Source organism: Methylobacillus glycogenes JCM 2850, assembly GCF_000617925.1.
GTDB lineage: Bacteria > Pseudomonadota > Gammaproteobacteria > Burkholderiales > Methylophilaceae > Methylobacillus > Methylobacillus glycogenes.
Window position 1 is genome coordinate 652,651 of sequence record NZ_BAMT01000001.1, and the last position, 25,579, is coordinate 678,229.

At 51.9% G+C, this 25,579-nt stretch carries 21 protein-coding genes and 2 pseudogenes; 12 read left to right on the forward strand and 11 right to left on the reverse strand.

Going from position 1 to position 25,579, the window contains the following annotated elements; all coding sequences use genetic code 11:
- Positions 1–73 precede the first annotated feature (73 nt).
- Entirely contained in the window at positions 74–2,029 is a 1,956-nt protein-coding gene (locus tag JCM2850_RS16735) for an alpha-amylase/4-alpha-glucanotransferase domain-containing protein (RefSeq protein ID WP_369384810.1), read from the forward strand.
- Between the two features lie 70 nt (positions 2,030–2,099).
- A pseudogene (locus JCM2850_RS16740) lies at positions 2,100–3,021 on the forward strand (ROK family protein).
- Positions 3,022–3,099: 78 nt separating this feature from the next.
- On the opposite strand, the gene JCM2850_RS03185 reads toward JCM2850_RS16740, so the two are convergent.
- The 3 genes from JCM2850_RS03185 to JCM2850_RS03195 form a co-directional block, all read right to left on the reverse strand.
- Positions 3,100–5,313, reverse strand: a complete 2,214-nt coding sequence (locus JCM2850_RS03185; protein ID WP_025869748.1) for an AAA family ATPase — start codon at positions 5,311–5,313, stop codon at positions 3,100–3,102.
- An 11-nt stretch (positions 5,314–5,324) separates the two neighbouring features.
- Positions 5,325–5,960: a DUF2726 domain-containing protein gene (locus JCM2850_RS20215; RefSeq protein WP_025869749.1), complete on the reverse strand. Its 636-nt coding sequence runs from the start codon at positions 5,958–5,960 to the stop codon at positions 5,325–5,327.
- A gap of 99 nt (positions 5,961–6,059) precedes the next feature.
- Positions 6,060–6,308: a helix-turn-helix transcriptional regulator gene (locus tag JCM2850_RS03195; protein WP_081774924.1), complete on the reverse strand. Its 249-nt coding sequence runs from the start codon at positions 6,306–6,308 to the stop codon at positions 6,060–6,062.
- Positions 6,309–6,441: 133 nt separating this feature from the next.
- On the opposite strand from JCM2850_RS03195, the gene JCM2850_RS03200 reads away from it, so the two are divergent.
- The 6 genes from JCM2850_RS03200 to JCM2850_RS03230 all read left to right on the forward strand — a co-directional run bounded on the left by JCM2850_RS03200 (position 6,442) and on the right by JCM2850_RS03230 (position 12,700).
- A complete protein-coding gene (locus tag JCM2850_RS03200; RefSeq protein WP_234406053.1) occupies positions 6,442–6,690 on the forward strand; it encodes a MerR family transcriptional regulator in 249 nt (82 codons plus the stop codon).
- A gap of 158 nt (positions 6,691–6,848) precedes the next feature.
- Positions 6,849–7,370: a sigma-70 family RNA polymerase sigma factor gene (locus tag JCM2850_RS03205; RefSeq protein WP_025869752.1), complete on the forward strand. Its 522-nt coding sequence runs from the start codon at positions 6,849–6,851 to the stop codon at positions 7,368–7,370.
- 14 nt (positions 7,371–7,384) lie between these two features.
- Positions 7,385–8,392, forward strand: coding sequence for a FecR domain-containing protein (locus JCM2850_RS03210; RefSeq protein WP_025869753.1), 1,008 nt, complete (start codon positions 7,385–7,387; stop codon positions 8,390–8,392).
- A 243-nt stretch (positions 8,393–8,635) separates the two neighbouring features.
- Positions 8,636–11,053, forward strand: coding sequence for a TonB-dependent receptor (locus JCM2850_RS03220; RefSeq protein WP_036265380.1), 2,418 nt, complete (start codon positions 8,636–8,638; stop codon positions 11,051–11,053).
- An 891-nt stretch (positions 11,054–11,944) separates the two neighbouring features.
- Entirely contained in the window at positions 11,945–12,181 is a 237-nt protein-coding gene (locus JCM2850_RS16755; RefSeq protein ID WP_267879238.1) for a type II toxin-antitoxin system TacA family antitoxin, read from the forward strand.
- Between the two features lie 9 nt (positions 12,182–12,190).
- Positions 12,191–12,700, forward strand: coding sequence for a GNAT family N-acetyltransferase (locus tag JCM2850_RS03230; RefSeq protein WP_199898233.1), 510 nt, complete (start codon positions 12,191–12,193; stop codon positions 12,698–12,700).
- Between the two features lie 64 nt (positions 12,701–12,764).
- On the opposite strand, the pseudogene JCM2850_RS16760 reads toward JCM2850_RS03230, so the two are convergent.
- A pseudogene (locus JCM2850_RS16760) lies at positions 12,765–15,340 on the reverse strand (glycosyltransferase).
- Between the two features lie 54 nt (positions 15,341–15,394).
- Positions 15,395–17,002 (reverse strand): glycoside hydrolase family 17 protein, encoded by a 1,608-nt coding sequence (locus tag JCM2850_RS03240; RefSeq protein ID WP_025869757.1) that lies wholly within the window; start codon positions 17,000–17,002, stop codon positions 15,395–15,397.
- 308 nt (positions 17,003–17,310) lie between these two features.
- On the opposite strand from JCM2850_RS03240, the gene JCM2850_RS03245 reads away from it, so the two are divergent.
- Positions 17,311–17,832 carry a hypothetical protein gene (locus tag JCM2850_RS03245; RefSeq protein WP_025869758.1) on the forward strand — a complete coding sequence of 174 codons (522 nt, stop codon included), beginning with the start codon at positions 17,311–17,313 and terminating at the stop codon, positions 17,830–17,832.
- A 102-nt stretch (positions 17,833–17,934) separates the two neighbouring features.
- On the opposite strand, the gene JCM2850_RS03250 is transcribed toward JCM2850_RS03245, so the two are convergent.
- The 6 genes from JCM2850_RS03250 to queG all read right to left on the reverse strand — a co-directional run bounded on the left by JCM2850_RS03250 (position 17,935) and on the right by queG (position 23,112).
- Positions 17,935–18,813: a ChbG/HpnK family deacetylase gene (locus JCM2850_RS03250; protein ID WP_025869759.1), complete on the reverse strand. Its 879-nt coding sequence runs from the start codon at positions 18,811–18,813 to the stop codon at positions 17,935–17,937.
- A gap of 64 nt (positions 18,814–18,877) precedes the next feature.
- Positions 18,878–19,207: a GtrA family protein gene (locus JCM2850_RS03255; protein WP_439645843.1), complete on the reverse strand. Its 330-nt coding sequence runs from the start codon at positions 19,205–19,207 to the stop codon at positions 18,878–18,880.
- 50 nt (positions 19,208–19,257) lie between these two features.
- A complete protein-coding gene (locus tag JCM2850_RS03260; RefSeq protein ID WP_025869761.1) occupies positions 19,258–20,274 on the reverse strand; it encodes a glycosyltransferase family 2 protein in 1,017 nt (338 codons plus the stop codon).
- Between the two features lie 31 nt (positions 20,275–20,305).
- A complete protein-coding gene (locus tag JCM2850_RS23770; protein WP_369384811.1) occupies positions 20,306–20,866 on the reverse strand; it encodes a hypothetical protein in 561 nt (186 codons plus the stop codon).
- Positions 20,806–21,810 carry a glycosyltransferase family 39 protein gene (locus tag JCM2850_RS23775; RefSeq protein ID WP_369384812.1) on the reverse strand — a complete coding sequence of 335 codons (1,005 nt, stop codon included), beginning with the start codon at positions 21,808–21,810 and terminating at the stop codon, positions 20,806–20,808. Before JCM2850_RS23775 ends, JCM2850_RS23770 begins: the two co-directional genes overlap by 61 nt.
- Before the next feature lie 231 nt (positions 21,811–22,041).
- Complete coding sequence (gene queG, locus JCM2850_RS03275; protein ID WP_025869762.1) at positions 22,042–23,112, reverse strand: tRNA epoxyqueuosine(34) reductase QueG; 1,071 nt, start codon at positions 23,110–23,112, stop codon at positions 22,042–22,044.
- On the opposite strand from queG, the gene tsaE reads away from it, so the two are divergent.
- The 3 genes from tsaE (at position 23,113) to JCM2850_RS03290 (ending at position 25,549) form a co-directional block, all read left to right on the forward strand.
- Positions 23,113–23,598, forward strand: coding sequence for a tRNA (adenosine(37)-N6)-threonylcarbamoyltransferase complex ATPase subunit type 1 TsaE (tsaE, locus tag JCM2850_RS16770; RefSeq protein WP_036265387.1), 486 nt, complete (start codon positions 23,113–23,115; stop codon positions 23,596–23,598).
- Positions 23,599–23,609: 11 nt separating this feature from the next.
- Positions 23,610–24,953, forward strand: a complete 1,344-nt coding sequence (locus tag JCM2850_RS03285) for an N-acetylmuramoyl-L-alanine amidase (protein WP_025869763.1) — start codon at positions 23,610–23,612, stop codon at positions 24,951–24,953.
- A gap of 230 nt (positions 24,954–25,183) precedes the next feature.
- Positions 25,184–25,549: an antibiotic biosynthesis monooxygenase gene (locus tag JCM2850_RS03290; RefSeq protein WP_025869764.1), complete on the forward strand. Its 366-nt coding sequence runs from the start codon at positions 25,184–25,186 to the stop codon at positions 25,547–25,549.
- The last annotated feature ends 30 nt before the right edge of the window (positions 25,550–25,579 follow it).

Consider the following 25,579-nt stretch of genomic DNA (forward strand, 5'->3'; position numbering starts at 1 on the left):
AGCAAGACTTGGCTAAAACCGTTGCGTTACTACTGGGCGTACACGCCCACCAACCGTAGGCAACTTCGAGAGCGTGCTGGACGACGCACATCAACGCTGCTACGGGCCTTTTATCCGCGTGTTGCATGAATACCCGGATTTTCACTTTGCCATACACCTCAGTGGCTGGCTGCTGGAATACATGCTCAAGCACTTTGCTGAAGATATGGCCCTGCTGCGCGAGATGGTAGAGCGCGGCCAGGCCGAATTATTTGGCGCAGGCTTTACCGAGCCGGTGCTGGCCTCCATACCCTCGGTCGATAGAGTAGGGCAGATCAACACCCTCTCCAAATACCTCAAGCAAGAGCTGGGGCAACAGCCCGTGGGTGCCTGGCTCACCGAGCGCGTGTGGGAATCATCCGTAGTGCCAGCGCTGGCAGATGCAGGCATACGCTACGTCACGGTAGATGACTACCACTTCATGTGCAGCGGCAAAGAAAGCAGCGTACTCAATGGCTTTTACACCACGGAAGAAGATGGCCGCAAGGTAGACCTCTTCCCCATCTCCGAGGCCTTGCGTTACCGCCTGCCGTTTTCACCCGCGCATGAAGTTGTGGGCTATCTGGAAAGTCTGGCGCAAGAAGATGGCCAGGCGGCGGCTGTATATTTTGATGACATTGAAAAATTTGGTATTTGGCCAGAAACCTACCAATGGGTGTATGAGCGCGGCTGGCTGCGCCAATTCATAGAAGGCGTGCTCAACTCCGACATAATCAAACCCATGCGCTATGCCGATTATCATCAGCAGTCACGCACCAAGGGCGTGGTATACCTGCCCACCACCTCATATATTGAAATGAACGAGTGGACCCTGCCAGCCGCAGCGGCGCATGAATATGCCGATTTGGTGAGCCGTGAGCGCGATGGTCATCGCTATGAACAAACCAAGCCCTATGTGCGCGGCGGCATCTGGCGTAACTTCTTCATGCGCTACCCAGAGTCAAACTGGATGCACAAACGCATGCTGGAACTCTCCAAGCGCTACCACGCTTTGCCCAAGGCCAAGCAAACCGCCGCCATGCTGCACGCCCTGTATGAAGCCCAGGCCAACGATGCCTACTGGCACGGCCTGTTTGGCGGGCTATACCTGCCGCACCTGCGCCGCGCTATTTACCAGGCCATTATTCGCCTGGAGGCCCTGCTGGATGAAGTTGAAGCCAGGCCGCAGCAGCAAATACTGGATATAGACCTGGACGGCCATGATGAGTTATTCCTGCACAATGGCAGCCTGCAAGCCATCATATTGCTGGATGGCTCTGCCGCCATTGCCGAGCTGGATAGCTACCAGCACAAGCATAACTTTGCCGATAGCCTGACGCGGCAGGCCGAGCATTACCACCGTAAAGTGCATGCTGCGCAAGCCCCTGCGCACAGCGGCGAGGGCATAGGCAACCCGCACGACCACATGACCTCCAAGCACGAAATATCACCCGAAGACCTGGCCACCGATAGCCGCCGCCGCGCGCTATTCAATGACAGCTGGGTAGATGGCGGTGGCAACCATCACCCACTGCACTATGGCCGTGACGATCACGGTGGGCCAGATTGCGAATTTGCCACCATCTTGCCCAGCCAAAGCTCTGCCTTGCTGCGCAAGCGCTACAGCCTGGATAAGCAGCGCCTGAGCGTGAGCTACAGCCTGGCCAACGAACAAGTGAGCGATGGTTACCTGCGCGTGGAAATCAACCTGGCCATGCCCAGCTGCGATGGCCCGGCCGGGCGCTTCCGCCAGGGAGATCACATACCCGGTGGCTTTGGCCAGCCTTTGAATCAGGACAACCTGGATAAAATCATTCTGGAAGACGAAGTACTAGGGGGCGCGGTAGAGCTTAAAACCAGCATCCCTTGCCAGTTCAGCAGCGCGCCGCATTTATCCGTTTCTCAATCTGAAGCCGGGTTTGAGAAAATCATGCAGGCCGTGACCTTAACCCTGCAATGGCCAGTTTCTGCCTTGAGTCAGGAGGTGGTGGTGACATTAAAATTCAGTTGAGTATATTAAGAAAATCAGCTTGTTAAATAATTAATTTAAAGCAATGAATTAATAATAAAAGGTGATAGGGATGAGCACAATAATAGAACGTCTGGGAGTGGATATCGGTGGCACCAACCTGCGAGTTGGCGTGGTGCGTGGGCTGGAAGTAGTGCATGAGCTGCGCTTTCCGGCGGATTTTTCTAGCATATGCAAACAACACGCCCCGGCCACCGCCTGGCAAGAAATATTGCGCATCACCCTAAGCGCCCTACAACAAGTAGTGGCTGAATACCCGCGCGTGGCTGGCGTGGGCATAGGCTTCCCTGGGTTTATCAGCTGAGAGTGGGCGGGTAGTGCAATCACCCAACCTGCCTGGCCTGCGCGATGTAGACCTGGCAGGCGAGCTATCTGATTTATTAGGCCTGCCAGTAAAGGTTGAAAATGACGCGCTGGTGGCCGCCTTTGGTGAATACATGCTGCTGGCAGAAAAACCCCGCAGCATGGTTTACCTGGGCCTGGGCACAGGCGTGGGCGGCGGCCTGATACACGGCGGCCAGCCTTACCCAGGTGATCACGGCATGGCCATGGAAGTAGGGCACATCATTGTTACCCCCCACGGCAGAAAGTGCGGCTGTGGCAACCTGGGCTGTCTGGAGCAATACGCCGCTGCCACTGGCGTAATTGCCAGCTATGCCGAGGCCACAGGTGAGCAGTTATTGGCGCATGAGATTGCCGCCAGAGCCAAAGCAGGGGATAGCCACGCCCAAGCGGCTTATGACCTGGCTGGCAGCACGCTGGGCATAGCCATTGCCCACCTGGCTAAAACCCTAGACCCAGCCCTGGTGCTGATAGGCGGCGGCATGAGCCAGGCCTGGCCGCTGATGCAGAAGGCGCTTAAGGATCAGCTGCATCAGGATTTGATTCCAGTGTTGAGAGATAAAACCCAGATTGTGGTTTCTGGGAGTGGCGATCAGGCGGGGATTATTGGGGCGGCTTATTTGACGGCTTAAATAAGACTACCTCTCCAATCTAAAATGTAGAAGAATAGTTTTCAAGAAACTAAAACTTGGGGGGCATTTTTCCAATTATTAATGCGAAGAAATAAGTTTGATTTGACCAGAGAATTTTGTATTAATGAAGTCAATTACATCCTTACAACTGTTAATTACATTGATCTCTAGATAAGCCTTTTCGTTTCTAATAACCCCATGTGAAGAGTCGTTGATCATAGAGTAAATGTAAACATTGGCAGAAAAGTGTTGGTCTAAATATTCTCTTAATGATAAATAGGGATTCTCGAATCTGTTTACCGTTTCAAGAATATGCCTAATGGAATTCGGCGTTGTGTGAGAAGGTTTTTTATTGCCGATACTTGTATCATAAACATCTTTAAGATGTTGTTCATAAGGCATCAAAAGCTCCTTTCCAATCGATTTAAGTTCATTATTTGAAAGGCAAAAACTATCACTTATAATATTATTCCGAATTAACAAACTCATAAATTCAATATTGTGAGTTAAAAGTAAAAATCTTGACCTTCCGAAGTTGAAAAGAAGTTCCAGCCGCCTTAAAAGCTGAGAAATTGAATATACATAATGAAAATCCATGCTTGAAATTGGATCGTCAATGATGAAAAATAATTTATCATAATCTTCTTCTGAGCCAATTAAAGTATGTGTTTCAGCTAGAAAGAAGCAAAACGAAACTATGCTTTTCTCACCGTCACTTAGTACATCACTAGCATTATCAAGAAGTGTATTTTTTTCAAATTTCAAACAAAATTTTTCATGATCTAAAGAGTATTTCTTCTCGAAAACTTGACTAAGTAAAGTTTCAAATGTTTTCGCTACTAGATCTTTCTTGCTGGATTTATTGGAATTTTCTTTAAGCAATATTTCAGTGTTTAATTTTGTTTTCTCTTCAAGTAAAATATTTGTTTCAATTAATAAATCAGTAATAGATTTTTTCACTTCCAAATATTTTGAAGTGCATAACCGTTTTTTAACAATTAATTTTTCATTAGCGGAATCATTTTTTACAGAATTAATCTTTTGAATTAATTTATTTCTGGTGTTTTCGTATTTTTCCAATTGCGCAGAGAATTCTTTTATTGATGAGAATCCTTGAAGTAAATCTTTTTCAGGAAAATAAATTTCTATATTTTCAATTTTAGATTTCAACATTGAAATAAATTTATTGATAATTTCAATTACATAATCCGTTCCAACAAAATCTTCAAGCGTGGTTTCTGAAAATGAAGGAATGAATTCTTTTACTTTGTTGAAATTATTTTTTGAAACGGCATCAGTGCTGCTGGCTGATTTTATTTTGGTAGTTAAATTATCAAAGTTCCGAATAAGTATAGAGCAATTGTCAATTACACTAGCTTCATTTCCTTTGAAATAATTTTTATATTCTTGAATTAGTTTATTGCTTTCTTGGGATAAGGATTGTTCGCAGAATGGGCAGTCATCTTGCAGATGCTTTAAGCCTTCTTGTATAAAAGATTGTTTTGATACGACCTTACCCTTAAAGGCCTCATCTATCCTACTAACTTCATGGCTCAAAGATAATACTTTGAATGCATTGTCTAAAAAATCTAGGGATAAATTTGTGTTGAATGCCAAAATATCCGGTATGTCATCCGGCATGGTGTTAAGTTTCGTATTTACTTTTAAAAGTTCTTTGAAAGATATTTTTTCATCATAATCTAATTTGTTCTGCATCAAGTTTTCTAATGAGAAATTTTTGTATTCAGTAATAGATTTTCTTATCCCTAGACCTTCTAAATCAAGCAAGGCATTTGCAAATTTATCGCTAATATTTTTATGATTATTTTGAATTTTATTTTCGATGTTATTTAAATTTATTTTTTCATTAGTTAAGTCAATTTGGATTTTTCCTAAAATATATCCTTCGATTTCTCCATTTGGCTTGTAATTGTATGTCTCTAAATTATCTTTAGTATAATCATTATTAAAAACGTGGAATATGTAGTCGGTTTTATTTGAAACAGTAGGGGCGGCACCTTTTTTAATATATATGTCAAGTTTTTTACTTGTTGACCCATCATTAATGCTCAACTCTAATGAACCACTATCCTTTCCGAAAGATAGCAATTTATTTGCTTTAACTGCATCTTGACTTCGGATTAATCGAAAGCATTTACTTAGAAATGACTTGCCCGTGCCATTCGGCGCATATATGCCTAATTTTAAGGAGCTGGTCTTTACAGATTGTTTGAAATTCTGATGCGGGCCAACATTCCCCACAGCAAGATCAATGTCAATTTTTTTGCTCATCTGATTACCCCCTAAGCAGTTAGTTTAATTGCTTTTGCTATTTCTTCCGAAAGTGGCATTGATTCTGCATGCCATCTAATTAAATTAACTCCAGCAGCTTTAAGACTTTCTTCTTTTTTCTTATCCAGTTGTTTAATTTTTTCATTGTTGTGCGATCTATCGTCCAATTCTATTGCGGCAACGATTGTGAAGTCCCTGAGACATACAAGATAATCAACACTTTGTTGAGCAATTCGATTTTGTAGTGCATAGGATTGTCCGGCTCTTTTAAACCAGGATGCATTTTTGATTCTGATAAATCGGCTGATCTGGACTTGGGGAAGAATAATGCACTCTGGCAGCGCTTTAACTAAGCGATAGTAGAAAACTGCTTCAGTTGCTGTTAGTGGTTTGCGCTGTTCGTAAGGTAGTTTTTCAGCAGGGGTTGAGGGTGCTGCAAGCGATGGAGGCTTGGCCTTAGGAGGTATGTCAATTACCACATCGGCTGGATTAAGTTGAAAATCAGCATTAAATCCAGTTGAGCGGAATCGTTTGGGTTTATTCCATTCGCGGAGGAAGAGTATTGCAACCTTGATGGCCGCTATAATCAATAGTATAGGTATTAGTTGCTTTAATACACCGAAAATAATATCTGTTGGATTAATCACTAAAGCCTCCCCATAAAAATTTAGTGATGTTGATTATTTTTCAAATATTTTATTTCAACTTCTTTTTTTTATTGATATTAGTTGTTTCTGATTAACCGACTAATCGACCAATGAATCACTTTCTGGATTTCGCTGCTTCACACTTGTGTTGTCTGTAAGTAAATAAGCCGCAAATTCTGGCCAGTGTTTTGCCACAATTTCAAGTATTCCTGCCTTTGGCTCATGCCTACCTTGTTCTATGCCAATCAAAGTGCCTTTAGCGATGCCTGTGATGTCGGCGAATTCTTGCCTGCCCATGTCCAGGCTTTCTCGTATTGTTCTTATTTTTCTTCCAGCAGTGCTTGACATGTGTGCGTGAATGTCCTTGCAGTGTGTTTTGAGGTGTATGTGAAATCACATATATTTATAATGATATGCAAAGGAGCCTAGCGCGATTATGGACACCCCAATCAAAACTAGTCAATTACCTGCTGTGCCTGTGATGTCTCGTAGCAAATTTGCTGATCTGGTTGGGGTGTCTATTAACACCGTTACCGGATGGATTAACCGGGGTTATTTGCCTGTGATAAGAATAGGTAAATATCGGCTGGTGAATCTGGCGCTGCTGCACAAGCTGGCTTATGAAAATGCTTACCCCTCTACGGATGCATTTAAGCCACGTGCAGCAAGTCAACATGAGGGTGCTGAAAGCCCAGACGCGCCGGAGCAGGGCCATGAAGACTTTGATTGATTAAGCAATCTTCAAATTAGCCTTAAGGGCAGGGCTGGAGAAACTGCAAGGTTGTACCAGCCCTTAAACAAGCGCCGTGCCGGGCGCTGGCAAGCGCACGCAATCTGCATTAAAATAATAACTATTCTCGTTTAATGCCTGTTTAAGCCTGCGTTTTCATGAAACCCCAGCCAGCCCTCAGCCTTTCTCTGATTGGTCAACTTTATCAAGAGCATCATCGCTGGCTGGTGAAGTGGCTTTATCAGCGCCTGGGCTGCCCGCATGATGCGGCAGATTTGGCGCAAGATACCTTTACCCGGGTGCTCAGCGCACGTGAGCGGCTTTACCTCACTGAAGCCAAGGCTTTACTCACGCTGATAGCCAAAGGTTTGCTCATAGATCATTACCGCCGTGCGGTGCTGCAGCAGCAGTTTATGCAGGCGCTGGCCAGCCTGCCGCCTGCAGAAATCCCCTCACTTGAGGCGCAGGCACTGGCGCTGGAGGCGCTGCTGGCGGTGGATAATATGTTGGCCAGCCTGCCAGATGCAGTGCGGCAGACGTTTTTGCTCTCGCAGTTGCAGGGCTTGAGTTATCAGCAAATTGCCCAGCAGTTGGGCGTCTCCCTCAGCTCTGTGCAGCAGTATATGACCCGTGCTTATGCTGCCTGTTATGCCGCGGCTTACCCGGCTGAACCTCTTTAGCTTTGCCTCGCCGTATGCACCCTGATCAACGCGTTGTTGAAGAAGCCATTGCCTGGATGGTGACCTTGCAGTCTGGCCATGCCAGCACTGAAGACCACGCCGCCTGCCTGCGCTGGCAGGCGCAGCACCCACAACATAAGCTGGCCTGGGAGCGCTTGCGTGATTTATCGCAGCCCATGCAGCAGGTGGCACCTGCGCCCGCCATTAAACACCTGGCCATGCAAACGCTGGCAGATAACGCCCGCACCGAGCAAAAGGTGCAGGCTTTGATGCAGCGCCGTCAGGCGCTCAAGCTGTTGTTGCTGGTGAGTGGCAGTGCAGGGCTGCTGGGCCTGGGTTATAAGCAATTACCCTGGCAGCCCATGCTGGCCCAGTACACCACACGGGTGGGGCAAAACAAGCGGGTGATGCTGGCCGATGGCACTGAGCTGCTGCTTAACACCGCCACCGCGCTGGATAGTGATTTTGATGCCAGCACCCGCCGCCTGCGTTTTTATCATGGTGAGGTTTTGCTGACTACCGGGCATGAATCACCTGCACAACAGGCCAATACCGCCCACAGACCATTTATTGTAGAAACCGCGCAGGGCAGCCTGCGGGCGCTGGGCACGCGCTTTTTGGTGCGTCAGCGTGAGCAGGGCATAGGGCTGGCGGTGTTTGAGGGGGCGGTGGAGGTGAATAACGGTGCGCAGCGGCAGATTGTGCAGGCAGGGCAGCAGTTAGAATTCAGCCGCGCCAGCATAGGCGCAGTGCAAAGCCTAAACCCAGATGCCAGCGCCTGGGTAGATGGCCTGCTGATTGCCAGGGCCATGCCACTGGGGCAGTTTTTGCAGGAGTTAAACCGTTATCGTCGTGGCCATATCAGCTGTGACCCGGCGCTGGCCCAGCTGACTATTTCTGGCGTTTTCCCCTTGCAGCAGCCAGAGCGGGTGCTGCAAGCGGTGCAAGAGACTTTGCCTGTGCGCGTGGTGCAATATTGGCATTACTGGGTGCGGGTGTTGCCGCCAGCGGCGCAGGCTTGAGTTGGCTGAGAATCAGGCTTTAGCTAGCTGGCATTAGCTAGTTATTTTTTGCGCGCTTAGGTGTTTTTTAAAATATGTCTCAAATTTTTCTGCAGTTTTTGTTTTCTGCTTCGGTATATCAGGTGCAAACCCGCTAATTGTTAAGGAAGCACCATGTCTCACCAGCCGCAGAAGCTTTCTGCATCCGCATTTTCATCATTTACAACCTCATCCCCATTTTCCGCCAGCAGGCTAAAGCACGCCTTGCAGCAGGCATCGCTAGCTGCTGCCATCAGTGTGCCGCTGTTGCAGCCCGTGTGGGCGGCTGAGACGCTGGCAGATGCCAGCCTGAGCCAACATCATTATCAGGTAAGTGCCGGGCCATTAGAGGCCGCGCTCACTGAGTTTGCCAAGCAGGCGGGCATTCTGCTTTCTTTTGAGCCAGAACTGGTGGCAGGCAAGCGCAGCGCCGGGCTGAGCGGCAGCCATAGCGTAAACCAGGGCTTTGAAAAGCTGCTCAAGGGCAGCGGGCTGGATGTGGTGGTCAACAGCAATGGCAATTTTGGCCTGAAAAAGCTGCCCGAATCAGCGCTGCATGGCGGCAGCCTGCCTGAGGTCATGGTGGCAGCGCAGCGCCAGACCGCCTCGATTGATACGCTGATGCCCAGCTATAGCGGCGGTCAGGTAGCCACAGGCGGGCGCGTGGGCCTGCTGGGTAACCGTGATTTTATGGATACGCCATTCAACATCAGCGCTTATACCAGCAGCATGATTCAAAACCGCCAGGCGGCCACCATTGCCGATGTGATTGATAACGACCCTTCGGTACGTAACGGCAACCCACGTGGCGGACGCTTTGATCAGTTTTCCATCCGTGGTGTGACGTTTATGAATAGCGATGTGGCGTTCAACGGCTTGTTTGGTATTTTGCCTACCTATGCCGTGGCGGCGGAATCTGCTGAGCGGGTGGAGGTGCTTAAGGGTGCCAGTGGCATGTTGAATGGCATGGTGCCCAGCGGCGGTGGGGCAGGGGGCATGATTAATATTGTGCCCAAGCGCGCGGGTGATAAAGATATCACCCAGTTTACCGTCAGCCATGCCAGTGAATCGCAATTTGGTGGCCATATGGATGCAGGCCGCCGCTTTGGCCCCGATAACGCCTTTGGCATACGCTTTAACGGCGTTTACCAAGACCCAGGCGAGCTGGCCTTTGATCATCAATCGCGTGAAAGCGCGCTGGGTGCGCTGGCGCTGGATTTCCGTGGTGAAGCGCTGCGCCTCTCGCTGGATGTAGGCCACCAAAAGCGCAATATCAATGCACCGCCAGAGCGCGTCACCCTGGCCAACACCGCCGGGGTGCTGGCGCAAGTGCCCGATGCCAAGCGCATAGATAACAACTACGAGCCATCCTGGACTTACACCAACACGCAAGATAACTACAGCGCCGCGCGCGGTGAATATGACCTCAACAGCCAGTGGACAGTGTTTGCCGCCGCAGGCGCACGCCAGGGCGAATATGAGTTTTTACGCGTTAACCCTGTGGTGCTCAGCAACGGCAATTTCAGCAATGTGCGCGGCCGTTTGTTCAGCCGCTATGAGCGCGTGCGCTCGTTAGAGGTGGGCGTGCGTGCCAACCTTGAAACTGGCCCGGTGAAACATGCGCTCACCCTGACCGGCAATCGTTACCGCATGGAATATGGCAACCTTGATCACCGCCTGGGCCTGGTTAATTCCAATATCTACGCGCCCGCGCAGGTGCTCAGCCCCAACCTCAATGGCCTGGCCGATGACATCAGCAAAACCAATACCAGCGATTTAGGCAGCATTGCCCTGGTGGATAACCTCACCATGCTCGATGGCAAGCTGCAACTGGTGCTGGGCGCACGCTCGCAACACGTTAACTCGCATAACTTTGAAGATGTCACCCGCTATAACGAAAAGACGCTAACGCCGCTGGCGGCTTTTCTGATTCGCCCCAACCGTCAGGTTTCCGTCTTTGGTAGCTATATCGAAAGCCTGCGCCAGGGCGATGTTATCCCCACAGGCACAGGCTGCAATGGCCTGGAATGCGCCAATGCAGGCGGCCTGCTGGCCCCGGTGAAGTCCAAACAGCTGGAAATTGGCACCAAGCTGGATTTTGGCAGCTTTGCCACCAGCATCAGCCTGTTCCAGCTTGAGCAACCCACGGCCTATGCCGTAGGCCAGGTGTTTGGCATCAACGGCAAGCAACGTAACCGTGGCCTTGAGCTGAATGTGTTTGGCGAGCCATGGACGCATCACCGCGTGCTGGGTGGCTTGATGTTGCTGGATACCGAAATGGTGAAAAGTGCAGGCGGCATTAACGATGGCAACCGCATCTTTGGCACCTCACGTGCCAACTTCAACCTTAACTGGGAGTGGGATACGCCCATGGAAGGCCTAACGCTGACCGCACGCAGCATCTACAGCAGCTCGCAGTATTACGATGCCGCCAATACGCGCAAGATACCTGCGTGGACGCGCTTTGACATAGGCGCGCGCTATGCTACTACCGCGCATGGTCAGCCGCTGACCTTGCGGGCCAGTGTGGAGAATTTGTTTGATCGGCAGTATTGGTCTTCTACCGCTGCGGCGTCAGGTTCTATGGGGTTGAGTATAGGCACGCCTAGGATGTTGCTGATGTCGGCGACTGTGGATTTTTGATGGTTTGAGCTTGAGTTGAGGGTGGAGAGAACGGGGGCCTATGGGTTCCCGTTTTTTTTGCTATGGAGGTGAGGTGGGTGGTCTTGACACATGCTGGGGTTGGCGAGAGATTTTGTTTCGCCTTGTCGGGCGAGTGCCTTTCTTTTGCTTCGCCGAAAAGAAATGTAAGCAAAGAAAAGGCGACCCGATTCCTGCGTCCCGGCTACGCCGGGCAACCTGCGTTGCTCACAGTTTCTGGGGTCTTGCTCAAACTCGCTACGCTCAGACAGTCGCAAGCCCTTAATCCAGAAACTGCTGCGCTACTCGGCGCACTCAACGGGAACAACTTCAAAAGCCTGGGGTTAAGTAGCAGGAATGGAAATTGAAACCACGAATATCTCGGCCACATTGCACATGTTGTAGACCAAGCCACATTCACTTATTAATCATTATCGCCACTTGATCCGGAGCCTTTGACTTTCCCTCCCGTTTAGACCCGCCGAGTAGCGCAGGGTTTATCGGATCAGGGCGCGCGACTGTCTGAGCGCAGCGAGTTTGAGCGTGACCCCGATAAATCCGAGCAACGCAGGTTACCCGGCTGTAAGCCGGGGCGGGGATATCCGGGTCGCCTTTTCTTTGGTGATCTTTCTTTTGGCGAAGCAAAAGAAAGGCACTCGCCCGACAAGGCGAAACAAAACCTCTCGCTACCCGCAGCAGGGGACAAGTTAACAAATCCTGCCAAGACCATCTCCTGCACTTAAGCAATTTTTGTATTGACATCGTACATACAAAATATCATATTCCCCCTATGTCTAAAAATTACCCATTACCAACGGAAAACCTGGCGACCAATAGCCTAAAGGTCGCCGAATCCCAAGTACACTAGACACCAAAGGCAGCATCAGCCTGCGCATTGAAGCCAACACCCGCAAATTAATCGATGATGCCGCAGCGGTGCTGGGCAAAACCCGTACCGAGTTCATGATAGACAGCGCCAGACAGCAGGCTGTTGATGTATTGCTAGATCAGCGCTTGTTTATGCTGGACATCCAGCGTTTTGATGCCTTTATGCATGCGCTGGATAACCCGCCTGCACCTGGCCCTAAATTGCAGGCATTGCTACGCAAAGCACCAGCCTGGCAAAAGTAAGAAGCCATCTTGCAACATTCAAGCTCCAGCCTTACACCACCTACACCCCTGACTGCTGAGCATGAGCTTGCCGGGTTTGATTGCGCTGAGCCTGCTTTGAATCAATGGCTGCTGCATAAAGCACTCAAGAACGAAAGCCGTTTCTCTCGTACTTACGTGGTGTGTGATGGGCTGCGCGTTGTGGCTTATTACTGCATTTCTGCTGGGGCTGTGACACGCATGTCCGCTCCGGGCAAGGTGCGCCGTAATGCGCCGGATAGTATTCCTGTGTCGGTGATAGGCAGGTTGGCAGTAAGTCGGGAATATGCAGGCAGTGGGCTGGGTGCAGATATGCTGGCAGATGCACTGCGCCGCATTGCCATTGCCGCGCAGACTATAGGCATTAGTGCGGTGTTGGTGCATGCCAAGAGTGATGCTGCGAAAGCGTTTTATATGCGTTGTGCTGAGTTTGTTGAATATCCGGAAGATAGCCGGACATTGTTTCTGGCGATAGAAACGGTGATTGCAGCTTTTGGCTAAGCGGGTTGCAGAAAAAAAACGGGAACCAGGGTTCCCGTTTTTTTATTGCGCCAAGATTTACTGCTTAGCTTTTAGTCGGCTTATCTGGCATCTGCGCGATGATCTGGCAGGCCAGGGTGCTGAGGTAAGGCAGGGACTGCAAGGTCAGCATGGTGACCCAAAGCTGGGCATCCAGGTTGCTCACACCACGGGCATACATCATGGCGCAGGCCGAGACTATCAGCGCCAGTAACAGCAGCACTTCTTCCCGAATAGGGGTCAGCAGGCTGAAGATGCTGCCTTTGACTGCCTTGCCCTTGTTGGTGGTTTTGAACACGCCACGCTTTTGAATCAAGCCCATCATGATGCCGCGTGCAATGGTGTGGGACAGGCCCAGGCCAGCCAGCGAGGCACCGAGGATGTCAGACCATTTGCAGTCCATGGTTTTGCGGTAGAGGATAGGCCCCAACGCACCCTTGACCACCAGGAAGCACAGCACCGGGGTCAACATGATGGTGACTGGCAAGCTGAAGGACTTGGGGAAGGCCAGCATGGCCAGGGTCCAGCCTATGGAGCTCATGGTGAAGATGAGTTGCAGGCCATCACCCAGCCAACCGAACCAGCCTGTGAGGAAGTGGTAGCGCTGGCCGAAGGTGAGGGTGGATTTACCCAGCAACTTGGGCATGTGGTGCTTGAGAATCTGCATGGCACCAAAAGCCCAGCGGAAGCGTTGCGACTTCAGTGCCTCGAAGTTGGCAGGGGTGAGGCCACGGCCAAAGGTGCGGTCTATATAGCGTAGCTCATAGCCACCTTCCAGCAGGCGTAGGCCCAGCTCGGTATCTTCGCAGATGCACCACTCAGACCAGCCACCCAGATCAACCAGGGCATTGCGGCGCACCAGGGTCATGGTGCCGTGCTGAATTAGCGCGTTACGCTCGTGCCTGTGGTGCATGCCTATGCGGAAGAAGCCTTCAAACTCCCAGTTGCTCATGCGGCGGAAGAAGTTGTTTTCAAAATCGCGGTGTGCCTGCGGTGCTTGCACCACAGCTACGCCTTGATCGCCGAAGTGCGGTATCAGCACGGCAAGCCAGTCTGGGGTAACTTCGTAATCGGCATCCACCACGCCTATGACTTCTGCGCGCGGGTCGGTTTCTTGCAGCGCAAAGTTAAGCGCACCCGCCTTAAAGCCTGGCCATTGTGCAGGTGGTAGAACTTGAAGTTGTCCGGCAGGGTGGCCATGTAGGCTTCTACTGGCTTCCACTTGCTTTCGTCCTTGGTGTTGTTGTCTATCACCAGCACTTCAAAGTTCTGGTAATCCAGGTTCACCAGGCTTTTGATGGTGGTAATCACCATATCGGGCGGCTCGTTGTAGCAGGCCAGGTGTATGGAGACAAAAGCCTGTTTCTCGGCAGGCACTGGCTCAGCCGGGGTGTAGGCGCGTATCCAGTAGCCCTTGAACATGACTTCACTGAATTCCACCGCGTAGATCATCAGCACGGCGGAGGTCATCAGCAAGGCCATGATTAGGCCCACCAGGATGATCATGTCACGCAGGGAGTAGTAGTAATCGCCAGGCAGGTTCCAGGTGACCACCAGCACGGTGATACACGCTTGCAGCAATACGGCCAGCGAGATCTGCGCGCCTGTGCCCCATTGGCGGAAGCGCACGGCTACAAAGAAGATGGGGATAAAGGCCAGCAGGGAGCCCCAGAGTGCCTTGGATACCCAGCGTAAATCCTTGGGCACCGCGCCATGCAGGGAGTATTTCTCGTGGCGCTCGGCATCAAACATGCCCCAGTACGCCCCCGCCCAGCCTTCAATTTTGACTTTCCACGGCTGGTCTATGGCTTCCATCAGGTAGTAGTCATAGTTTTCGTTGGCCACTTTGGCGAGGAACTCACGCACAAACAGGGCCTGGTTAACGTTGGAGGCCACAGAGGCATCAATGGTGGGGCCTTTGCTCGGCCAGCCAATTTCGCCAATGACGATTTTCTTGCGTGGGTATTTGTCCATCAGCTCGCGGTAGCGCTCAAAGGCGTAATCCACGGCTTTTTCTGCGGGCAGACCTTCATGGTAGGGCAGCAGGTGCACGGTGATAAAGTCTACGTGCTTGACCAGTTGCGGATAGCGGAGCCAGACGTGCCAAGGCTCGGCTGTAGAAACTGGCACGCGTGAAACGCGTTTGGCTTCTTCCAGATAACCTATCATTTCATCGACATTGAGGTCGGCACGCAGCATGGCTTCGTTGCCGACAATAATGCGTTCTATATTGGGGTAGAGCGCGGTACGGGCCAACAGCGCATCCAGCTCGCGCTTGTTGTCTTCTTTATCTGGGCCCAGCCAGGCACCCGCAGTGACTTTCAACCCCAGTTGCGCGGCCAGGGCCGTGGTTTCCGGGTTTTCCAGCGCGCCATAGATACGGATGCGGTTGGTATAGGGCTTGAGCAGTTCCAGATCCTTGAGAATCTCGTTGGTGCTCGGGTATTTGCGCTCTTGCGGGCTTTGGCCGATTTGATAACCACTGTAGGCAAAACCATTGACGATGCGGGGGGCATCCATCAGCGGCAGGGCGCGGTTGATGATTTCCCAGATGCCGAAATGCAAGAGGGTGACCGCCAAGGCAATCAGCAACGCTTTGCTGTATTTATTAATGAATTTCATAGGCTTATATGGTCTTTTTGAGGGGTTGCCACTTGGTGTGAGATTGAGCCGCCATTAGTTGCGTGCTCCCTTGCGCGGCCAGCTGGCAAATGCCAGCAATAGCACCAGGCCTAGCCATAAGAGTGCGTGGGTATTCAACGGTTCAATGATCAGGCTAATCAGCGCCAGAATCACGGCAAAGACATTGAGCTTGCGATAGCGGCCAAAGCTGGTGCGCTGCAGGCTGCCAAGCAAGGCCAGGCCTATGGAGTATTGCAGCACTGGCAATGCATAAAGCGCCAGCGGGAAATCACGGTAACGACCATCCAGCAGGTACAGCACATGACCTACCGCCGGGTTAAGCTGGAAATCACGCGGGATAAAGCTCATTTTGGTAATCAGCAAGAAGCTGGTGATAAGCCCCGCCATGACCAGCACAAACAGCAGGGTGTGGCCCAGCTTGTTTTGCCCACGCGCCAAAATACTGGGGAGGTTGAGCAGGGCAACTATGCCGACCAGGGTAATGCCTATCAGCACGCTCCATTCGGTCAGATCGCGGCAGGCGGCTTGCAGGTAGCCCCATTGCACATAGGCCGTGGCACCAGTGAGCAAGCCCAGGCTGCCCATGCCGATCAGGGCAGGCAGGCTGCGCTCACGCGTACCAACTGTGATGGCGAGGAACAGCACCAGCCCGGCAAAGCCCCAGCATAGTGGCATCCAGCCATCATTGCGCTCAGCTACTGGGCCTTTGAACTCAAACTTGGGTTGCAGATCGGTATCGTACAGCCCCCAGAAGCCGCCAACCGTGCCTTCAAGGTCACGCTTCCAGGGTTGGTCTACGGCCTCAATCAGGTTGTAATGCCAGCCTTTTTGATCTGCCAACACCAAAAACTGGCGCAGATAGCTGGCCTGGTTAACCAGGCTGGGCACGGAGGCATTGCGGTGCTTGCCAACCGAGGGCCAGCCGGTTTCGCCGATGAATAATGGTTTTGTGAAGGTCTTGGCCATGGTGCCCATGACTTCTTCGGCATGGTGCAGGGCGTTGTCTATATCTTGCGGGTCATCTTCCCAATACGGCAGCACATGCACGGTGATGTAATCCACGCCTTGCTCCATGCGCGGGTGCTTGAGCCAGAATTCCCAGACATCGGCATAGGTCACAGGCACTTCGGTGCGCTTTTGTGCCTCTTGCAGATAGGCCAGCATCACTTCTTCGGTCTGCTCTTTGCGTAGCAGTACTTCATTGCCAATGATCAGGCCCTTGACGGTATCAGGGTACTGGTTGGCCAGGTCTATGGCGCGGTTGAATTCGGTATCGTTCTCTTGCTTGACGTAACCTATCCAGGCACCCAGCAATACTTTCAGGCCCAGCTTGGAAGCGGCTTCTGGCACATAATCCAGACCCTGGCTGACCGAATAGGTGCGTACACAGTCAAAGCGCTGTGACAGCAGTTGCAGATCTCTATCTATTCTGGCTTTGCTGGCCACTGTGGTGGCGATGAAGGGGGTTTCACCCTTGCCATAATAAGGAGCGTAAGAAACACAGTTGAGTTTGCCATTGGCAGGCAGGGGCGCCTCGGGAATGCTGACGGGTTGATTCTGTTGCCAGAACCAGCCTGCGAGCAGGACGATTAACACCATATTGAAGATACTGTAACGCCACAAGGCAGCAGGTTTGAGCATAATGGTGATGAGTCTATGAGCGATATTGTTGAGGAATGCCCCAAGAAAGAGGGCTATTTTTTTATTTACGATGCTTGATTGATTATTTTTTGCATCGTATTGCTGACCACGATCATGATGCCGAGGTTCAGTAAGTTGGCTATATTAATGCACCTTGCAGGCAAAAACAAAAAACTAGCCGTGTTATAAATGGCCGCCAGTGCCGCTTAAGGCTGAGCTGGCGTGTTAAGAAATATTAAGGCCGGGCTTGCAGAGATTACGCTTATACGCGTTACAATAGCCCGCTAATGTTATCCAGAGCCCCCCTGATGAAAAAAATCGTCATCGTTTCAGCCATGCTGGCGTTTTCCAGCGTGGCTTTTGCTAAGCCTACTTTTACTGGCAATAACTACACCGGCCTCTATGAGTGCAAAGGTGAAAATTCTTCTATCGGTGCTTATGACGTTGTGGTGGCCTTGCGCCTCAATCGTGTCAGCAGCCATGGCAAGTTCGGTGCATATTATTATGAGACCGAGACTGTCAATTCCACGGTTTACCATGGCCAGGCTGTGGCCGATGGCAACCGTCTCGCCATCAGTTTCAATATCCGCGACAAGAAAAACAATGTCGATCACAGCACTGGCATTGCCACTATCAAGAAGATAGGCAAGGACAGATGGAGCTTCCGCAAGGAGTACTTCGAGCCTGATGATAGCGGCGGCAGCTACGGTACTGAAGATTGCGTGATGAAGGTGCTGACAGCCGAAGAGAAAAAGGCCATGGAACATAAGACCCAGGAAAAAGCTGTTCCCAAGCCTGCTGCCGTGGCTCCACGCAGCAAACCGCAATAAACCACGCACATAAGAAAAAAGGCCCGAATGGGCCTTTTTTATTGTTGCAGTGCGGCTAGGGTTTCAGCCCCTGTAAAGCGTAACAATGACCAGTCACCATCTTCAGTGGCGCTCCTGAATGACTTTAAGCATGCGGCTGCCGCGTTCAGGCTGGATAGCCAGGTTTTGCAGCATTTCCCCAAATGCCAGGCTGGATAAAGCCTGGTACTCCATAGGTCTGGCCTGGGCGATAGGGTCGATTACCGCATCGGTCTTATTTTGAGCATTATTGCTATCGCCGTTTATGTTATCGCTCTCTAAGCTCATGCCGGGGTGGCACATCAGCGCTGCCTGGCGGCCTTGCTCTGCTTCACTCTTGGCGATGTTAAGCCAGCGTTGCAATTTCATGCCGTAATCGGGCAGGCCTTGGTCAAAGCCATAAACTCCCAGCAATAAGTCGCTAGTGCGGAAGCCGCGCGCTCTGGCGTGTTGTTGCAGACGATTTGCGCCGAGTGCAGCGATGATGTTGCCCTTGAGGCCATCGCCTTGCGGCCGGGAAATGCGTATCCAGGGTAGCTGGCCTTCATAGCGTGCCTGCAGCTCTTGCAGCAGCAAATCGCGGATTTGCGGCAATTGATGCACGTGCTGATGACCATCGACATAATCAGGGGGGGCGTCTAAGGCGGCTTCAAAGCTATCTAGTTGCTGGGCAATATTGGCGCGTATCTGTTGTTTGTCCAGGCTGCGCAGCAGGCTGCGCATGACTAGCTGCGGGTGCTGATGACGCAGGGTCTGGCTGTATTGCGTGAAATCCAGATGCAGGCCTATGTCTGCCATACGCCTGACCTCGGCAGTGAGCAACTTGGCGGCGCTGGGCCAGCGTGGGCTCAAGCTCATGCAAGAGGTCGCTGTTAGTCTGCCTTGGCGTATCAGCGCCACAATGGCCTGGTCAATCGCGGCACTTTGTCCGTAATCATCCGCGCTTATTATCAGTGCAACCATAGTATGACCTCATTACCTTGTGCCAGACCCACTGCAAACCGCTTGAGTCAGGCAATCAAGGTGCTCAGTTTTTATGCTTGAATGCCCAGTGGCGACTCAAAAGATAGGTGCTTACCGCGACTATGCCCATCACCAGGCCCAGGGCCAGCCAGAAGGGCAGTATGGTGTAGTTCAGCAGGCTCAGCACCATGATTTGATTGGCGGCAAAGCCGCTGCAGGCAAGCAACAAGTAGCGCGGCAGCGCTTGTTTGTGTTGGCTGCCGTTGCCAGCAAAGGAAAAGGTCTGGTGACCAATATAACTGACGGGGAACGCCAGCAAGAAAGCCAGCAGGTTAGCGCTGCCGGGGTTAAGGTCTAGCACGCCTTCCATAAAGACTGCGGACAGGTAATGCACTGCTGAAGCGGCAGCCCCAACCAGAGTAAACCATGTAGCTGAGCCTAACTTCATTCAGCAGCTTGGTGGGATTGATAGGCGGCGGATACTTCGGCCACGATGTAAGGCGGCCTGCCTTTGACTTCGTCGTAGATACGCGCGATGTATTCGCCCAGAATGCCGATAAACAGCAACTGGATGCCGGAGAAGAACATCAGGCTTGCGACCACGGTAGGCCAGCCTGGAATCGATTCATCAAATATCCATTTTTCCAGGATGACCCAGAAGCCATAGACAAAGGAAATCAGCGCCAGCAACGCGCCAACGGCGCTAGCCAGACGCAAAGGAATAACCGAGAAGCTGGTAATGCCAGTCCAGGCCAGTTGCATGAGCTTGATGCGCGAGAAGGTGCTGACGCCGTGGCTGCGCGGCAAGGGGGTGTAGGGGATGCCTATGGAGCGGTAGCCTACCCAGGCATACATACCCTTCATAAAACGGTTGCGCTCGGGCAGGGCGCGCAAGGCATCTACCACATTCCGATTCATCAGGCGGAAATCGCCTGCATCACGCGGAATGGTGATGCGCTCACCCAGGGTCATGATTTCATAAAACACGCGTGAGCCCCAGCGCTTGAAGCCTGGTTCTACATGCCTGTCCTGGCGCACGGCATACACCATGTCATAACCTTCACGCCATTTTTCCAGCATGTCGTTGATCAGCTCTGAGGAGTGCTGGCCATCGGCATCCATGCAGATGACGATATCGCCGCTGGCATGCTCCAGCCCGGCGGTAATGGCGTACTCCTTGCCGAAATTACGTGAGAAGCGCACCAGGGTGGTACGCAGATAAGCGGGCAGGTCGCGCACAATGTTAGAGGTCTGGTCACGGCTGCCGTCATCTATCACCACTACATCCCAATGCGGGCTCAGCGTTGCCAGTTGATTGGCGATATTTTCTACGGTGGCGGTAATGGCCGCAGCTTCGTTATAGGCAGGCACAATGACCGTGATGTGCGGGTTGGCCAGGGTTCGGTCTTGAAAACCTTGGCCCTGAATGCTGTGATCTGTCGTCCTGAGGTCTGTCGTCATGTGGCGCTCTTATTTTCTCGGGGAAGATGACTCAGTGAGGCTTGGTTGCGATACGCGGCTTGCGCTGGTGCGCCAATAGATCGCGTCTATCTTTGATAATGGCCAGTTTCACACCCATGCGTTCGACCTCACCAATGATTTTTCCGTTCAATACATTGTCGCAACCCATATTGGTGGTCGAAAGATAGAAATCGGCAGCTTCCCAGTTTTTGGTGACACTGAAGCGTCTATCGAGATAGGCCGTGCCTTGGATATTCTCAGCGCATACCGCCACCAGATAAGGCACGATCTTGCCTTGGGCATCGTGCCTGGGTTTGCTGGTAATTTCTTCTTCCAGCATATCTGAGGCTTCACGCAGGCTGCTAGACCAGTAATCACCTTCCCACTCAGACTCAGCCTCTGCCATATCACCAGCCAGCTGGTTGTAATAAATGTATTCATAAGGGTGCAGGCGCGCCAGGGTAACTACTGTCCACACCCCCAGCAGTACGCAAAGCAAAGACAGGCCGTAGCGCAGCTTGGGTAGCCCGCCTAGGGTATCCCAGGCCAGGGTGAGCCCCAAGCCTGCCAGCACGGCGATAGGTGGCACCACAAAGGTGAAGTGGCGGATGCGTTATAGAGCGCAGGCTTGTCGATAACATTGAACAGAATAGGGAACAGGGCGGCAAGCAATAAGGTTGCCCAGGCCAGGGTTTTGTCATGACGACTTATCCAACTGCGCCAGTGCACTGCCGCGGCCAGTACCAGGCCAATCAAGCCCAGCAGAAACACTTCTGGCAGGCGCACCAGCAAATAGGCGGGTAGGTAGTAGCGTGGCACTTCACCTATATTCATAACATGGCCATCCATGATGGTGAGCATGTTGAAGGCAAAGTGCGAGAAGGACTTGGCGGCTTCCAGCGGATGATCGGGTGACATGACGCCCCAGGGCCAGAAGATGGCCATGAGGATAAAGGCCACAACGCCCGCAGGAATGAGGGCAATACTACTTTGCAGCCAGAAACGCAGGCGCGGCAGTATGCCTTGTACATTCAATAGCCCGGCCAGGCCTAGCACCAGCAAAAGATACATCACGGCGAACACACCCCCTATGCGCAAGCCCAGTGCGCAACCTACGGCAATGCCTAATTTGACGGCCAGCTTGAGCGGCGGGCGCGGCAGGCGTTCTGCAATCAGCATGGTGTAATAAAGCGCCCAGGTCATGCAGGTGGCAAAGGGCACATCTTTGGTGTGGGTGAACATGGCGCCAGTCCAGGCGCCAGTGATGCTGAGCAGCAACACGGTAAAGAAACCAGCGCGCTCTCCGCCCAGCAGACGGGCGATTTTGTAGGCGGCCACAATGCCAGCCAGGCCAAACAGACCGGAAAGCAGATGGCGCATATCCCACACCCAGATGGGTAATATGCGCTCCAGCAGCGCGGCAATCAGATCAAAAAAACCACCGTAAAGAAACAGGTTGCGATATTCAAATGCGGACTTGTCAGCAAAGCCCGAACTGTAGAAATCCAGCAGCAATCGACCATAGACATGCTGCACTTCCTCGTCGTTGCTGATGCCGTACTGGTAGAAGGTAAAGGCAATAAAAAGGCCCAGGGCTGCAAACAGCGCTAGCTCATACGACGGTACACGACAGTGGTTAGCAATTGCCGCTCATTTTGTCTGAAAATGGAGCGGCGATTATACAATCAGGCCGAATAATTTTGCTTGGGTTTTTTCAGTGATTCTGGCGGGGATTTTGCCGGATTTGTACGCAGCGTAAAGCCAGCGCTATTGGTGACTTGCTGCATGTTGCTGCAAAGCCCAGGATACGTGTTCACGCACCAGGGCTGAAGGGTCGTTTTTCCGTTGCAATAGTGCGGCATAGACCTCGGGAGAGTAGGGCGCATTGCCCAGGCCCACCGCGATATTTCTTAACCATTGCTCATGACCTATGCGGTAAATGGCACTGCCTGCCATCTTGTCCTTGAAGGTTACCTCGTCCCAGGCAAACAAACTCACCAGGCTGGCTTGATCCAGTCCATGTCTGACCTGAAAATCTGGCTGCTGAGTCATTTGTGCAAAGCGGTTCCAGGGGCAGGTGAGCTGGCAGTCGTCACAGCCATAGACCCGGTTACCTATCATGGGCCGTAGCGGCTCGGGAATGCTGTCCTTGAGTTCTATGGTGAGATAAGAAATGCAGCGTCTGGCATCTACTTGATAGGGCGCAACGATGGCACCTGTTGGGCAGGCGTCAATACAGGCGTTGCACTTGCCACAATGGTTGCTGAGTGGCGCATCCACAGGCAAGGGCAGGTCGGTATAAATTTCGCCGAGGAAAAACCACGAGCCAGCCGTGCGCGATAGCAACAGCGTATGCTTGCCACGCCAGCCCAGCCCGGCTTTTTCTGCCAGCTCCACCTCCAGCACGGGGGCGCTATCGGTAAAGACGCGGTAGCCAAATTCGCCTATCTGGCTGGCAATTTTCTCGCTGAGCTTTTGCAAACGGTTACGCAAGACCTTGTGATAATCACGCCCCAGGGCATAACGTGAAATAAACGCCAGGCTGCCTTCGTGCATGACTTCATCGCTGGCCCGGCTGTCTGGTGGCAGATAGTCCATGCGTGCGGAAATAATACGCACTGTTCCTGGCACCAATTCGGCAGGACGGGTGCGCTTGTCGCCGTGTTTTGCCATATAATCCATGGCACCGTGGAAGCCGTTCTCTATCCATTGCCGGTGGCGCGGTTCGGCCGCAGATAAATCGGTGTCGGTAATACCGATTTGGCCAAAGCCTAATTCCACACCCCAGCGCTTGATATCGGCAGCCAGCGCTTCCAGGTTGTTTAAAGTTTGAGACATATGAGTGACGATTTTACACTGGCACTGGCTGATGAAGCAGCTACCCTTGCTTTAGGCGCACATCTGGCGCAAGTCTTGGTGCCTGGCATCAATATCTATCTGCATGGCAACCTAGGGGCTGGCAAGACCACGCTGGTGCGTGGGCTGCTGCACGCTTTAGGGCACCAAGGCAAGGTCAAAAGCCCGACTTATACCCTGGTTGAGCCTTATGTTGTGGCGTCTGATGACAATGCGGCATTGAACTTATACCACTTTGACCTGTATAGATTCATTGACCCGGAAGAGTGGGAGGCCGCAGGCTTCAGGGATTATTTCAATCCTCAATCCATCTGCCTGGTGGAGTGGCCGGAGAAAGCCCATGGCTTACTCCCTGCTGCTGATCTCGATATTCATATTGGTTTAAGCCCGAGCCCGCAAACTGCAGGCAGGCAAGTCAGTATTTCCGCCAATACAGCGTCTGGAAAGCAATGTCTCGCAAAACTCTAAATCATCTATGCATGCTGTTATTGCTCACGCTGGGCTGTTTCAGCCTGATGCTGCCCAGCAATGCTGCTGACAATATCCAGATCTCTGCGGCGCGAGTCTGGCCTGCTGCCGACTACACCCGTATTACCTTGGAAACCAGCAAACCTGTCACGCATCATTTGGTGATGCTGAAGGACCCAGAGCGTCTGGTGCTGGATCTTGATGAAGTTGAACTTGGGCCTACGCTGAAATCGCTGAGCGAAAAAATCAACGCCAATGATCCTTATATACGTCAGGTGCGCGTAGGCAACTTCAAGCCCGGTGTGGTGCGTATCGTGGTGGACCTCAAGGCCGAGATCAAGCCGCAGGTATTCAGCCTGCCGCCTGCGGGTGATTACAAGGACAGATTGGTGCTGGATATTTATCCTGCGCAAGACCCACTGATGGCCATGCTGGAGCAACGCGGCAAGCCCGAGACTGCGGAAACGCCACTGCCTGAGCTGCAAGTGGCGCCTGAGTCGCCCGTGATTTCCAGCGTTAACCCGGATGTCAGCACTGATGCTGTGCCTGCGCCCAAGCCTGCAACGCCGGGCGCACCCGCTACTGTGCCAACGGCGCCATCGGCAGTGATTGCGCCTTCCATCAACAAAAAAGCCGACCCACGCATGATCACCATTGCCATTGATGCTGGGCATGGTGGTGAAGATCCGGGTGCCAAGGGTGCCAAAGGTTCGTATGAAAAGAATGTGACCCTGGCGATTGCCAAAAAGCTCAAGGTGGCTGTGGATGCAGAGCCCAATATGCGTGGTGTACTGACCCGCGATGGCGATTACTTTATTCCGCTGCATGGGCGCGTGGTCAAGGCACGCAAGATGCAGGCTGACTTGTTTGTTTCTATACACGCAGATGCAGCACTGAGTGCGCAGGCCAAAGGCTCATCTGTGTTTGCGCTGTCTGAAACCGGGGCTACCAGTGCCATGGCGCGCCTGCTGGCGCAAAAAGAAAACCAGTCTGACTTGATAGGGGGCGTCAGCTTTGACGTCAAAGACCCTTATCTGGCGCGCACACTGCTGGATTTGTCGCAGACTGCCACCATCAACGATAGTCTGAAGTTGGGTAAATCGGTGCTGGATCACGTGGGCACCATGAATACCCTGCATAAACGTCAGGTGGAGCAAGCTGGGTTTGCGGTGCTGAAATCTCCCGATATCCCTTCCATTCTGGTAGAAACGGCTTTCATCACCAACCCCGATGAAGAGCGAAAACTGAACGACAATGCGCATCAGGATAAGCTGGTGAGCGCCATACTATCCGGTATCAAGAAATACTTTGCTGCCAATCCACCGCTAGCTAAAACCCGAGTGGTTGAAAGATAATCTGACACTTGAAAAGGTTAGCGCTGGCCGCCATCAATTGATGTGAACCTGTTGCGCCTCTTGGCACTCTGACAAGGGTATTGATCGAATACAAAAATGAAAGCGTTCAGGCTTTCATAGGCCGTCCCCCATCTATCCACCATGGAGCAGGGCGGTACTGCTGGTGATCCACTCCAGCAAATCTGGTGCGTACCAAAAGTACGTGAATGTGATGTTTAAGGAATTGAACAATGAGTAAATACGCGCTGTATATCAAGCTGCAAGCCCGTCCAGACAAAAGTCATGAGCTGGAAAAGTTTCTCAAGCAGACACTGCCTACGGTCAAGGATGAAGATGAAACCAAGACCTGGTATGCCTTCAAGCAAGCAGAAAATGCCTATGTGATTTTCGATACCTTTGGTAGCGAATCCGGGCGTGACGCGCACTTGCAAGGCAAAGCCGTGGCAGCCTTGTTGCAGGTGGCTGATGATTTGTTGGTGCGTGATCCTGAATTTGTGCCTGTCGATCTGCTGGCGCAGAAAGTTGGCCTGGAAAGCGAAGTCGTTGCTGATAGCAACGTCAAGAAGTACGACCTGCGCTTTATTGACGGCTTATAAGCCAATTAAATGTGCTGAGTTAGCTCCAGC

Bases quoted from the DNA above. Each gene is read 5' to 3' on its own strand.
- JCM2850_RS03200 (WP_234406053.1), top strand. From the start codon at position 6,442: ATGTCTCGTAGCAAATTTGCTGATCTGGTTGGGGTGTCTATTAACACC.
- JCM2850_RS03250 (WP_025869759.1), bottom strand. From the start codon at position 18,813: ATGGTTGCACTGATAATAAGCGCGGATGATTACGGACAAAGTGCCGCG.
- JCM2850_RS03245 (WP_025869758.1), top strand. From the start codon at position 17,311: ATGAAAAAAATCGTCATCGTTTCAGCCATGCTGGCGTTTTCCAGCGTG.
- JCM2850_RS03185 (WP_025869748.1), bottom strand. From the start codon at position 5,313: ATGAGCAAAAAAATTGACATTGATCTTGCTGTGGGGAATGTTGGCCCG.
- JCM2850_RS03260 (WP_025869761.1), bottom strand. From the start codon at position 20,274: ATGACGACAGACCTCAGGACGACAGATCACAGCATTCAGGGCCAAGGT.
- JCM2850_RS03210 (WP_025869753.1), top strand. From the start codon at position 7,385: ATGCACCCTGATCAACGCGTTGTTGAAGAAGCCATTGCCTGGATGGTG.
- queG (WP_025869762.1), bottom strand. From the start codon at position 23,112: ATGTCTCAAACTTTAAACAACCTGGAAGCGCTGGCTGCCGATATCAAG.
- JCM2850_RS03195 (WP_081774924.1), bottom strand. From the start codon at position 6,308: ATGTCAAGCACTGCTGGAAGAAAAATAAGAACAATACGAGAAAGCCTG.
- JCM2850_RS03240 (WP_025869757.1), bottom strand. From the start codon at position 17,002: ATGCTCAAACCTGCTGCCTTGTGGCGTTACAGTATCTTCAATATGGTG.
- JCM2850_RS03290 (WP_025869764.1), top strand. From the start codon at position 25,184: ATGAGTAAATACGCGCTGTATATCAAGCTGCAAGCCCGTCCAGACAAA.
- tsaE (WP_036265387.1), top strand. From the start codon at position 23,113: ATGAGTGACGATTTTACACTGGCACTGGCTGATGAAGCAGCTACCCTT.
- JCM2850_RS03205 (WP_025869752.1), top strand. From the start codon at position 6,849: ATGAAACCCCAGCCAGCCCTCAGCCTTTCTCTGATTGGTCAACTTTAT.
- JCM2850_RS03285 (WP_025869763.1), top strand. From the start codon at position 23,610: ATGCTGTTATTGCTCACGCTGGGCTGTTTCAGCCTGATGCTGCCCAGC.